Origin of the sequence: Staphylococcus sp. AtDRG32, from assembly GCF_004365845.1 — a bacterium.
Lineage (GTDB): Bacteria > Bacillota > Bacilli > Staphylococcales > Staphylococcaceae > Staphylococcus > Staphylococcus hominis.
The window spans coordinates 32,420-44,466 of the sequence record NZ_SODE01000003.1; the positions used below are offsets into that span (position 1 = coordinate 32,420).

11 protein-coding genes and 1 pseudogene are annotated in these 12,047 nt (G+C 32.8%); 2 read left to right on the forward strand and 10 right to left on the reverse strand.

The features are described from left to right. Positions 1–100 precede the first annotated feature (100 nt). The 6 genes and pseudogenes from glcP to BDW25_RS05950 form a co-directional block, all read right to left on the reverse strand. Positions 101–1,444 (reverse strand): glucose transporter GlcP, encoded by a 1,344-nt coding sequence (gene glcP / locus BDW25_RS05925; RefSeq protein WP_017174752.1) that lies wholly within the window; start codon positions 1,442–1,444, stop codon positions 101–103. Positions 1,445–1,596: 152 nt separating this feature from the next. Beyond that, the gene (locus BDW25_RS05930; protein ID WP_133945133.1) at positions 1,597–1,836 is read right to left on the reverse strand and encodes a hypothetical protein; all 240 of its coding nucleotides are present in this window, start codon (positions 1,834–1,836) and stop codon (positions 1,597–1,599) included. A gap of 394 nt (positions 1,837–2,230) precedes the next feature. After that, positions 2,231–3,010 (reverse strand): (S)-acetoin forming diacetyl reductase, encoded by a 780-nt coding sequence (locus tag BDW25_RS05935; protein WP_133945135.1) that lies wholly within the window; start codon positions 3,008–3,010, stop codon positions 2,231–2,233. A gap of 301 nt (positions 3,011–3,311) precedes the next feature. Next, a complete protein-coding gene (locus BDW25_RS05940; protein ID WP_133945137.1) occupies positions 3,312–4,706 on the reverse strand; it encodes a YfcC family protein in 1,395 nt (464 codons plus the stop codon). A gap of 304 nt (positions 4,707–5,010) precedes the next feature. Further along, positions 5,011–5,526, reverse strand: a pseudogene (locus tag BDW25_RS05945) (ArsB/NhaD family transporter); the annotation flags it as partial. A 52-nt stretch (positions 5,527–5,578) separates the two neighbouring features. Continuing rightward, positions 5,579–6,454: a hypothetical protein gene (locus tag BDW25_RS05950; RefSeq protein WP_133945140.1), complete on the reverse strand. Its 876-nt coding sequence runs from the start codon at positions 6,452–6,454 to the stop codon at positions 5,579–5,581. Positions 6,455–6,658: 204 nt separating this feature from the next. Between BDW25_RS05950 and BDW25_RS05955 the strand changes: the two genes are divergently transcribed. Beyond that, a complete protein-coding gene (locus BDW25_RS05955) occupies positions 6,659–7,339 on the forward strand; it encodes a M15 family metallopeptidase (RefSeq protein WP_002454626.1) in 681 nt (226 codons plus the stop codon). A gap of 50 nt (positions 7,340–7,389) precedes the next feature. Here the strand turns inward: BDW25_RS05955 and BDW25_RS05960 are convergent, their stop codons facing one another. The 4 genes from BDW25_RS05960 to panB form a co-directional block, all read right to left on the reverse strand. Continuing rightward, positions 7,390–8,841 carry a SulP family inorganic anion transporter gene (locus tag BDW25_RS05960; protein WP_002454625.1) on the reverse strand — a complete coding sequence of 484 codons (1,452 nt, stop codon included), beginning with the start codon at positions 8,839–8,841 and terminating at the stop codon, positions 7,390–7,392. A 134-nt stretch (positions 8,842–8,975) separates the two neighbouring features. Then, complete coding sequence (gene panD / locus BDW25_RS05965) at positions 8,976–9,359, reverse strand: aspartate 1-decarboxylase (protein ID WP_002449536.1); 384 nt, start codon at positions 9,357–9,359, stop codon at positions 8,976–8,978. Positions 9,360–9,364: 5 nt separating this feature from the next. Beyond that, the gene (gene panC, locus BDW25_RS05970; protein ID WP_133945142.1) at positions 9,365–10,216 is read right to left on the reverse strand and encodes a pantoate--beta-alanine ligase; all 852 of its coding nucleotides are present in this window, start codon (positions 10,214–10,216) and stop codon (positions 9,365–9,367) included. Continuing rightward, positions 10,200–11,027, reverse strand: a complete 828-nt coding sequence (gene panB / locus BDW25_RS05975) for a 3-methyl-2-oxobutanoate hydroxymethyltransferase (RefSeq protein ID WP_002449348.1) — start codon at positions 11,025–11,027, stop codon at positions 10,200–10,202. The genes panC and panB overlap by 17 nt, the downstream gene beginning before the upstream one ends. Before the next feature lie 82 nt (positions 11,028–11,109). On the opposite strand from panB, the gene BDW25_RS05980 reads away from it, so the two are divergent. Further along, entirely contained in the window at positions 11,110–11,964 is an 855-nt protein-coding gene (locus tag BDW25_RS05980; RefSeq protein ID WP_065580995.1) for an oxidoreductase, read from the forward strand. Positions 11,965–12,047: the final 83 nt, after the last annotated feature.

Here is a 12,047-nt window from a genome sequence, read left to right on the forward strand (position 1 = left end):
CTTAATTCCTCCGTTCATAGCATTACTTTTTTATGTTTACCCTTTTTTTAAAAAATAAAAAATCACTACTCCAAATCATTGAAGTAGCGATATACATACGTTATTCAGATTTAACACCTGTACGTAATCGTAACTCATGTTCAATTTCAGCTAAACTGCGACCCCGTGTTTCTGGAAGATACTTAATCACAAAGAACATCGCTAGTACGCCAATAGCAGCAAAAATTAAGAATACCCATTCTGTATCTAAATTATGATTTAAAATTGGGAATAATTGTGCAACGATTAACGTACCAAAGTTTAATACTAATGCCGCAATACCTGTTGCTGCTCCTCTTGCACGCGTTGGGAATAATTCAGGTAACATGACCCATAAAACTGGACCCCATGAAATTCCAAAGAACACGATAAATAATGATAAACAAATAATAATGACCCAGGCTGATGATTGAATACCGATTGACCAAATAAGCATCGCCATAATAACCAGTGAAGCAATCATTCCGATGTTTCCTATAACGAGGAGTTTTTTACGATCGACACGGTCAACAATAAATAATGCCAAAATCGTTACTAATACGTTTACCACACCAATACCGACTGTACCGATAATTGAAGCAGAGCCACCTAGACCTGCTTTTGTAAAAATCGTTGGGGCATAGAAAATAACTGCGTTGATTCCGATAAATTGTTGAAAAATCGCAAAGATACACCCAATAATAAGCGTCGGACGTAACCAAGGTGATTTGATTACTGAGAATGTTGATTCTGATTGAGAAGCTATTTCTTTCATTTCTTTAATTTCAGCATCAATTGCATCTGGATTATATGTGATTTTCATTACGTCACGCGCTGCTTTTTCACTTCTATTTTCAAGAAGCCAACGTGGACTTTCAGGCATAAATGCTACACCAATTAATAAAATTAATGAAGGAACCACGGCTAAACCTAACATCCAGCGCCAAGCACCCATATCTGCAAAGGCATAGTTCACTAAGTATGCAGCTAAAATACCAATTGTAATCATTAATTGGTTAAGTGAACCTAAAGATCCACGTAGTTCTGTAGGGGCCATTTCAGTAAGATATACAGGTACCGTTGACATTGAACCACCTACGGCAAGTCCAACAATGGCACGACCAATAATAAGCATGACAATATTTGTTGAAAATGCTAAAACAAGTGATCCAACAATAAATACCAATGCGATAAATAGTACTAAACGACGACGACCAATTCTATCTGATAAAGGTCCACTGCCACCTGCACCTACAATCGCTCCGAAAAGCATTGATGACACAACTAACCCTTCTATCGCACCATTATGTAAAGGAATATCCTTAGGAATATAAAGTAATGCGCCGGAAATAATACCGTTATCATAACCGTAAAGCAAACCTCCTAAAGCACCCAAAATAAAAATCAAATATTTATTTACTTTCATATAATATCCTTCCTTTTTCAAACTAGTAAATATTATACGTATTAATTGAAAGCGTTTCAATGTTTTTTTAATTTAATTTAAAAAAGCAATCTTCACATTATAGCTGCAAAGATTGCCGTTCATATTAATATGATATAAAATCGTTTTCTTTTCTAAGCAAGTAATAATGGACTTGAAAAAATAAGAAAGAAAATAATTGTTAAAAATAACGTGATACTATTAAATACTTTGCTGCCACTCATTAGACCTACAACACTTGAAACCACTGATAATAGCATGACAAAAAAGCCAGGTAAATACCAAAACATATCTGTAAATGTAATCGAAATTGCAAGTAGAAATGATAATACACATAAGATACCAGAAACTATATTCATATTGTTTAATCTCATTGATGTCTTCCTTTCTGTAAGATATTAATCATATTATATACTATATTTACATTTAAATTTACTATATATCATTATTTTTTTAAAAATATAAAACACCCTTATTGATAAATATCTAAATAAGAGGATTTTATTTTTGATTGCTTCTCTAAATATTTTTTTATAGGTGTATTAGCTTCTATTGTTTATTATTTTTTCCTAAATACTCATTTTTAATGAGTTATACAATTACGATGGGTCCATTTATTATTGATATATTATGAACATCAATAAGGTTAAATATTTCATCATATAAAGATATATCTTCTAAAAGAATATAAAAACGCGCCCCAAAAGTTAGATTTTAAGTCCAACTTTTAGGGTGCATATCAGTTTTAAAAATAATAATTTGCTTAAATTAGTGGAATCTCATGCCACCGTCGACAATAATAGTTTGACCAGTAATATAATCAGAATCACTACTAGCTAAGAAACCAACCACATTAGCTACATCTTCTGGTTTAGATAAACGTTTTAATGTGATTTGATCAGTGAATTGTTTCCAACCCCATTCTTCTGGTTGATTATTTTCTTCGGCTAATTTTTTAGCAATACCTTCCATCATAGGTGTTTCAACGATACCTGGTGCAAATGCATTTACTGTAATGCCTTTGTCAGCTAAATCACGCGCAGCAACTTGAGTTAATCCACGAACTGCGAATTTCGTACTACTGTATAACGATAATCCCGCATTACCTTCAACACCTGCTTGAGATGTTGCGTTTATAATTTTACCGCCATGGCCTAATTTTTCAAATTGTTCTAAAGCTGCTTGAATGCCCCAGAATACGCCTCCAACATTTACTCCAATAACTTGATTAAATTGTTCAGGTGTGACTGTATGGATAGGTGTTGTTGGTCCTAAGCCAGCATTATTTACGATTACATTTAACTCTCCAAAATGTTCTACAACTTTACGTGTCACATCAAAAACATTTTCACGGTCAGATACGTCCGCTCTAAACGCTACTGCTTCTTGACCTTCTTTTGAAAGTGATTCAGCCGCTTTTTTTGCGCCTTCTTCATTAAAATCGACGATAGCAACGTTAAAACCGTCATTAAATAAACGTTCTGCTATTTTGAAACCAATACCTTGTGCTGCACCTGTAACAAGTGCTACTTTTTTAGAATTGCCCATTTATTACACCTCTTAAAGTAATATAACTTTCAATTATTATGTTAGCACTTTGTATGAAAAATACCATGAAAAGTTTGTGAACTTTTGAACAAAGTTTTAACTTTACTCCTTTATTCCATAAATAGTAGCACAGAAGAACAATTTATATATTTTATTTACTAAAGCTATAAACTATTTTTAATGATTAAAACAAGTATCCTAAAGGGAGACATTATTTAATACCTTTACTTTTATATCTTTTTAAGACGCCCTTCTCACTACCTTCAGACAAACGTTAGTCTACCTTAGGTGTATATTTTCCTTAATAACCTATAGCTAAAGCAATAGACATAGCAACGCTACATATCATTATCCATATTAATATAGGTTTCCATACAAACTTCACCCATTCCGTATAAGAAATTTTACCTACAGCTAGGGCTCCCATTAAAATTGCTGATGTAGGAAATAGAATATTACTGATTGCATCACCATATTGGAAGGCAAGCACTGTCAATTGTCGATTAATGTGAAGTAAATCTGAAATAGGCACCATCAATGGCATAGTCGTTAAAGCTTGACCTGATCCTGATGGGATAAAAAAGTTAAGCATAAATTGCAATATGAACATTGCGATAATGACTAAAGACGAGGGTACATCTGTTAGTAACATCGTCATTCCATGAACAATAGTATCAATAATTTTTCCATTCTCTAATAAAACGATAATTCCTTTTGCAAATCCAACAATCATCGCGCCAAATAGAATATTTTGCATTCCTTCAACTAAGGCATCAAATGTTCCATTGAAACCAAGCCCACCTACAAATCCAGCTAAAATACCTGCAAGTAAAAAATTGGCACTCATTTCATTAAAGCCCCATCCGAATTTAAAAATACCAAAAACATTAAATATTATTGTGGCCATAATAATGATTAAACTACCTGCTTGTTTTTTACTAAAGTGTTGATATTCAATATCTTGTTGAATAAGTCCTTCTTCTTGTTCTAAATGATATACAATACTCTTCGTCTTATCTTGTTTGACTTTATTTGCATAGACCATGACAGTTGTAATAGCAGTGACTAGTATAAAGAGATATATGATGGTACGAAGCCCCCAACCAGAGAACATTGGAAGTTCCGCAACAGTTTGAGCAACTCCTACTGTAAATGGATTTAACATTCCTCCACTAAATCCACTCGCAGCCCCCAAAATTACCATAGCTGCTCCTGTCAATGCATCATATCCTAATGTTCGTGCAATAATAATACCAATTGGAACAAAAATAATTGTTTCCTCTGCCAAACCAATCGTAAAACCTAAAATTGAAAAAGCCGTCATAGTTAAAGGAATCATTAAAAAATTCGCTTTTCCTAATGTTCTCATAACTTTATTGACGCCATTTTCAAATGCACCTGTCTTATGCACAATCCCAAATGCACCACCTACTAAAAATACATAAAATACAATTTCGCCTCCACTTATAAGTCCTTCTGGAATTGCTCTAAAAATATTTAAAAAATTAATGTGTTCTGACGAAATAGTGTGATATGTACCTGACACCACTAATGTTTGTCCATTTTTCTTTTCTCTAACATATTCTCCTGCTGGAATAATATATGTCATAAGCCAAGCAACTAGAATAATAAACATTAATATTGCATAAGTATGTGGCGTCTTTAATTTAAATTTCCCTTCTTTCTTTTGTTCCATAGTATCCCATCCTTTTTTATATGAACTTTGAATATAAAATATATTTATTATCATACCTTATTTATAAGTAAATGATAAGATTACAATTTTTATAACAATTTATTAAATGACATCACTTACTGTTATTTCAAAGAAGACTATGCAATATTTACTATTAAACATGACATACTTCATGATATCCCTACGAATATCATGCTAGATATTGATCGTCAATGCCTTATTCAGAAAAAGTTATCGCGGTGATATTATATTTTATCGTCACTTAAATGATTAAAAGCCATAAATCTTTTGATTTTTGGCTTTTTTATAAGAGCTGTAATGTAATATATAATACTAATAAAGTCATAAATAAGACTGGAACCATTATGACAATACCTGTTTTAAAATAAATGCCCCACGATATTTTAATTGCCTTTTGTGATAAGACATAAAGCCATAATAGTGTTGCTAAAGAACCAATAGGTGTAATCTTAGGGCCTAAATCAGATCCAATCACATTAGCATAAATCATATCTTCTTTAAGTATATGCGCTGCTTGTGATTGACGAATAACAATCGAATCAATGAGCACGGTCGATAAATTATTCATCATATAAGATAATATAGCCGAGATGAAACCTACAACCATGATACTTGTACACAGTCCATGATTGGATATTGCTGAAAATATCTGTCCTAACATACTTGTAATACCAACGTTCTTCAATTCAAAGACCACTAAATACATACCAATTGAAAAAATCACAATATTTCATGGTGCTCCTTTAATCACTTTTCTAACTGATACAGCGTTTGATTGTACTGCTAAAATAAGAAAAACGTTATGACAAGATTTAATTTAATCCTCTCACAACGTTTTATTAAACGATGATTTATTTTTCTTCTTTTACAATGTTACCTTTTTCATCTAACTTTTGAATCTTTCCATGTTTTGTTCTATAAGTGCCTAGAATTTCACCTTTTTTATTACGATAGTTCACAATCCAGTTACCATTATGATCTGTCATTTTGACATCATCCCATAAATAACCTGATTTTTTTAATTCTACTTCATCAAAATCAGAAATTAATTGATACACTTCGTTACGATAACGTGTATTGACACTACCAGATTTTTCTAAATCATTTGAAGCTAACGGATTCCCTTTATCATTAGCACTATCAGGTAACGCGTTTGAAATATGCATTTTACTTATAAGTTCTGGTAAAGCTTTATTATCTTTATTATGTTTATATACTTCTTCTAAATTAGCTTCTTTTCCTTTATCAAGTAAATCGTTATAATCCAATGTACCTTTTTGCATACGTCCTACATAAACTGTATCTTTATTAACTCCAATTAGCGCTTGATAGGTACTTTTATCTGGATAAACCGTAAAGAACTGCATATGTTTTGGTGCATGTTTTACTGGTTGTTTCATTTTAACTAATGTAAAATCAACTAATTTATAATTATGTTTGCCCGTAGGTAATCTATATTCATAAATTCCAGTTAGAATTTCATTTTTAGTCAATGTATATTGATCGACACCATCAATACAGAATGCTAATGCTAATCGTTCTTTCGTGGATAATTTAGACGTATTGGTCGATGACGTTTCATCTTTTTTATCTGATTCGTTCTTTTTAGCTTTTTGAACGTTATTTTGATTTGATTTTGATTTATGATCTTCTTTTGAAGATTCATGCGTACTACAAGCAGCTAATAACATCATCATGATACTACCCAAAAATAAAATTTTTTTCATCTATTGGCCCCTCATACATTCTTCTCATTTTATTAATATACTATACATTATTTATACATTATTTGAAGGGGAAGATAAATATAAATTTTGTTAAAATACCACTTTTTCATAAAAGTTGTGTCTTATATAATTAAAAAACTATGTTACACTGTGTACAATGTTTCATTATTGTTTATAGCAATTAAAATTTAAAGGAGTTTAAGCATGAAAAAATTCTCTGCAATCTTAATAACAAGCGCTTTATTACTTTCAGCTTGCTCACATAGTAATGATAATAATGGTAAAAATGAAAATAATACTAAACAAACATCTCAACCTAATAAAAGTGATGACAAGCAACAAAGACATACAAAAGTCATTAAAAACGGTCGTACGTATGTCGATGGTGTCTTAATTGTAAACAAAGATATCGGTCTTCCTTCAAATTATAATCCTGGTGAAGATCCAAAAGCCCAACAAGCTTTACAACAATTATTTAGTGCTGCACAAAAAGATGGCATTCAATTATACAAAATGAGTGGTTACAGAAGTTATCCTACTCAAGTACAACTATACAATCGCTACGTTGCACGTGATGGTAAAAAAGCTGCAGATAAGTATAGCGCACGTCCTGGCTACTCAGAACATCAAACAGGTCTTACATTTGACATCGGTGGCGTTAATTCAGATAAAAACTTATATGCAAGTTTCGGAAAAACAAAAGAAGGTCAATGGATTGCGAAAAACGCACATAAATACGGCTTTATTGTGAGATATCCTAAAGGAAAAGAAAAAATTACTGGTTATCAATACGAACCATGGCATTTACGTTATTTAGGAAAAGATACTGCAACCAAAGTATATCAATCTGGTAAAACATTAGAAGAATATGTAGGATTAAAATAATAAATTGCAAAAAAAGAAGAGTCCAGGATTTATGTCCCGGACTCTTCTTTTTAAATAAGTTGGTTTTCTTTTAATTGACTTAACTCGGAAACCACTTTCCGACTATCTTTATTTAAATTTTTAACATATACTTCATTATGCTTATCTTCAAGTTTACGCACGATTGTTTCAATAGCATCTACAGCCGAGTCATCCCAAATATGCGCGTCACTAAAATCTAATTGAATTGTTTCACGTTGAACATTAAAGTCGATTTGGGTCATCATAGTATCAATTGACACAAAAAAGATGGGTCCTTTAAAAACAATAAAATATTGATTATTTTCTTTTCTTGTCTCTACTTTAATATTCGAGATTTTAGTCGCAAAGAACAATGCGCTAAATACAATTCCTATAACAACACCCAGTGCTAAATTGTGTGTAAATAATACAATAATCACTGTTAAAATCATTACAAACACATCTGTTTTGGGTGCATGTTTAATATATTTAAATGAACCCCAATCAATAGTTCCTACAGAAACCATAACCATAATACCTGCTAACACTGGCATAGGTATTTGTATCACTATATGACCAAGCACCATAATCATGAAAATTAAAAATAATCCCGCTGTTAAAGTTGATAAGCGACTATTCGCACCTGATCTTACGTTAATCCCTGACTGCCCTATCATGGCACAACCGCCCATTCCACCAAATAAAGCTGTAATTATATTGGCAATACCTTGTCCACGAGCCTCTCTATTTTTGTTACTATAGGTATTTGTATAATCGTCTACAATCTTAGCTGTCAACAGAGATTCAACGAGTCCCACTATCGCCATAGATAACGAATAAGGGAAGATAATTTTTAATGTTTCTAGATTAAAAGGTACGTGAGGAATAGTAAAGTGTGGTAAAGCTTGTTTAATGGTACCTAAGTCGCCTACTGTATGAATATTAGCACCCATGGTTAGATAAAGTATAGTTAAAACGACAATCGCAATAAGTGGCGCTGGGACTATAGTAAAGAATTTAGGTAAGATAAATACAATTAATAATGTAATCGTGACATAGATATAAGTATCAATAGAAATACCAAAAATATGTTCAACTTGAGATAAAAAAATCATAATACCTAATGCATTCACAAATCCAATCATTACTGAGCGTGGAATAAATTTTAACAATCGTCCTACTTTTAAAATACCAAGTAATAACTGAATCAATCCCATTAAAATGGTTGCTGCAAATAAATATTGCACCCCATAATCCTTGACTAGCGGTGTTACAACCAGTGCAACTGCTGCTGTCGCACCTGAAATCATAGCAGGCCGTCCGCCAACAATCGCTGTAACGGTAGCAATAATGAAAGCAGCATATAATCCTACCATAGGATCTACACCGGCAATAATTGAAAACGCGATAGCTTCTGGAATTAGTGCTAAAGCAACAACAATACCTGCCATTATATTTTTACCAGGATTTTTTAACCATTCGTCTTTTAATGTTTCTGTCATAATCAACGCTCCTTTTTTAACATAGCGACTATTATAACAGGAATGACAATCTATTTTTAGGGTTTAAGAAAATTTATATAAAAAGCGTGCTAGTCTTTCCAAAATAATCTCTTTAAGACTGCACGCTCACTTAATTACTTAATTATTGTATTTTCTTTTTCATGAATCATTTGAATTATTTCATTATTTTCGTTCATAATCGCGACTTTAGGTGCATGATCGATTAATTCACGTTCGTCCAACTGTACATAAGTCATAATAATAACTATATCATCGACTTCTACTAAGCGAGAGGCAGCACCGTTTAGACAAATTTTCCCACTGCCACGTTCGCCTGCAATCACATATGTTTCAAAACGTGCCCCATTATTATTATTGACGATAGCAACCTTTTCATTTGGAAGAATATCAACCGCATCTAAAATATCGGCATCGATCGTAATACTTCCTACATAATTTAAATTGGATTCTGTGACACGTGCTCTATGAATTTTACTATTCATCATTGTTCTAATCATTTTCTCTATTTACTCCCTAAAATAATATTGTCTATTAAACGTGCTTTAGAAAATTTCACAGCTAAAGCGATAAAAATTTGTCCATTTATTTCATTAACAACTTCAAGTTCAGGATAACTATAAATTGCGACTTCGTCGATATGACCGCTTGTATGTTCTTGTAAGTATGTTTTTATTGCACCTACAAGCCTATGACTTCGACGTTCACCTTCTGCATACATGTCTTTGGCTAATGTTAAACTTTTACTTAGATGAACTGCTTCTTTACGTTCTTCATCAGTCAAATACACATTACGAGAACTACGCGCAAGTCCATCGTCTTCACGTACTATATCGACGCCGACAATTTCAATAGGATGATTAAAATCTTTTACCATTTTCTCAATAATTGCTAATTGTTGTGCATCTTTTTTACCAAAATAAGCTTTATTAGGACTTACGATATTAAATAATTTATTAACTACTGTAACGACACCATCAAAATGTCCGGGACGTTGTGGGCCTTCTAAGACTTCCCCTAGACGTCCCACCTTTAATGTGACGCCTAATGCATCTGGATACATCTCTTGAGCGGAAGGATGGAATACATAATCGACATGAATAGCTTTAACTAAAGAAACGTCTTTATCAATTTGGCGAGGATATGCATCATAATCTTCATTAGGTCCAAATTGTAATGGATTTACAAATACACTAATGATTGTCACATCGTTTTCTTCAACTGAACGTCGCATCATACTTAAATGTCCTTCATGAAGCGCACCCATTGTTGGAATGAAACCTATTGATTGACCAGACGCTTTTATGCGTTGTGCGATTGTTTGCATCTCTTTTACAGTATTAATTACTTGTGTCATTTTTATTAACCTCATCTAATACTTTTTTCTTATACGTATGTGCTTCTGCAGGAAATGCTCCTGCTTTCACTTCTTTATCATATTGCTTCATACCATCAATGCCTACAGATAAATCTGCAAACTGTTTTACGAATTTAGCATAGCGTTCTACGCCATAATTCAACATATCGTGATACACCAATACTTGTCCGTCTGTATCTTTGCCTGCCCCAATACCAATAACTGGAATGTCTAATTGTTTACTAATTAATCCAGCTAAGTCACTTGGAATAGCTTCTAATACTAACGCCACTGCACCTGCTTCTTGAACGGCATGTGCATCACGAATAAGTTGTTCTGCTGCGTCTTTTGTACCACCTTGTAACTTGTAACCCATAACACCGACACTTTGTGGCATTAAACCAAGATGTGCAACAATTGGAATACCAATTTGTGTCGATTTTTTAATGAAGTCAGTTAAATGGGCACCTTCTGCTTTTAATGCATTCGCATTGGTTTGTTGATATAACGTTATCGCATGATTTAAATCATGTTCCGCACTTACGCCTACCGCTCCGATAGGTAAGTCTACAACGATAAATGTATCATCGGCGCCTCGACGAACAGCTTTACCATGATGAATCATATCATCTAAAGTAACTTGAGTGGTTGTATCATAACCTAAAACTGTCATTCCTAGCGAATCACCAACTAGAATCATATCAATATTGGCTTGTTGCGCTTGTTTTGCACTGGGATAATCGTATGCTGTAACCATTGAAATTTTTGTACCATTTTGCTTCATTTCCATAAGTTTTGACAAATTTTTCATTATTTTATCGATCTCCTATAACATTATCTCAATAACATCACGTATAATTATATGTAATATTTTAAAGAAAGGAAAGTTATAAATGCGTATTGCGATTATTGGACCAGGCGCTGTAGGTACGACGATTGCCTACGAATTACAACAAGTATTACCTCATATCACATTACTTGGAAGAACAAATAAGTCCATTCACTTTCAACCTGCAAATCAACATGTCATTGTTAAAGATATTAAGTCTATGACTAACTCCTTCGATGTTATTATTGTGGCAGTCAAAACGCATCAACTTGAATCTTTAGTTCCAGACTTAAACCGTCTTACTCATGATGAGACAACTATTATCTTAGCTCAAAATGGATATGGTTTGCGTTCAACTTTACCATTTAAACATGTCTACCAAGCTGTGGTCTATATTAGTGGACAGAAAAAAGACGATGAAGTGACCCATTTCAGAGATTCCCGTTTGCATATTCAGCATGATCATCGGACTGAACAACTTAAACGCTATTTAGAATATACTAAAATAGAACTTATATTAGAAGATCACATAGAAACAACGATTTGGTATAAATTACTTGTCAATCTTGGTATTAATTCAATTACTGCATTAGGTGGCAATACTGCACAAATTTTAAAAATTTCGGAAGTCTATCAATTATGCACGCGCTTATTAGAAGAAGGTAAACAAGTCGCTATAGCAGAAGGTATTACATTGCCTGACACGATTGTTGCAGATATTATGCATATCTATGCTGGTTATCCAGATCATATGGGGACAAGTATGTATTATGATGTGATGAATCATCAGCCCCTTGAAGTAGAAGCAATTCAAGGTTTTATTTATCGTAAGGCTAGAACACATCACCTTTCTACCCCATCGTTAGATACAGTTTATGCATTATTACGGTCTCACCATTCTTTATCCATTCAATATTAATGTTAAAATCAATATTTAACTATTAATATTTTGTCAAATTATATAGTAACAAACTCTATTACAAGCTATATAATTATTTTTAA

Excerpts from the sequence above, each read along its gene's own strand:
- glcP (WP_017174752.1), bottom strand. The coding sequence starts at position 1,444 with ATGAAAGTAAATAAATATTTGATTTTTATTTTGGGTGCTTTAGGAGGT.
- BDW25_RS05930 (WP_133945133.1), bottom strand. The coding sequence starts at position 1,836 with ATGAGATTAAACAATATGAATATAGTTTCTGGTATCTTATGTGTATTA.
- BDW25_RS05935 (WP_133945135.1), bottom strand. The coding sequence starts at position 3,010 with ATGGGCAATTCTAAAAAAGTAGCACTTGTTACAGGTGCAGCACAAGGT.
- BDW25_RS05940 (WP_133945137.1), bottom strand. The coding sequence starts at position 4,706 with ATGGAACAAAAGAAAGAAGGGAAATTTAAATTAAAGACGCCACATACT.
- BDW25_RS05950 (WP_133945140.1), bottom strand. The coding sequence starts at position 6,454 with ATGAAAAAAATTTTATTTTTGGGTAGTATCATGATGATGTTATTAGCT.
- BDW25_RS05955 (WP_002454626.1), top strand. The coding sequence starts at position 6,659 with ATGAAAAAATTCTCTGCAATCTTAATAACAAGCGCTTTATTACTTTCA.
- BDW25_RS05960 (WP_002454625.1), bottom strand. The coding sequence starts at position 8,841 with ATGACAGAAACATTAAAAGACGAATGGTTAAAAAATCCTGGTAAAAAT.
- panD (WP_002449536.1), bottom strand. The coding sequence starts at position 9,359 with ATGATTAGAACAATGATGAATAGTAAAATTCATAGAGCACGTGTCACA.
- panC (WP_133945142.1), bottom strand. The coding sequence starts at position 10,216 with ATGACACAAGTAATTAATACTGTAAAAGAGATGCAAACAATCGCACAA.
- panB (WP_002449348.1), bottom strand. The coding sequence starts at position 11,027 with ATGAAAAATTTGTCAAAACTTATGGAAATGAAGCAAAATGGTACAAAA.
- BDW25_RS05980 (WP_065580995.1), top strand. The coding sequence starts at position 11,110 with ATGCGTATTGCGATTATTGGACCAGGCGCTGTAGGTACGACGATTGCC.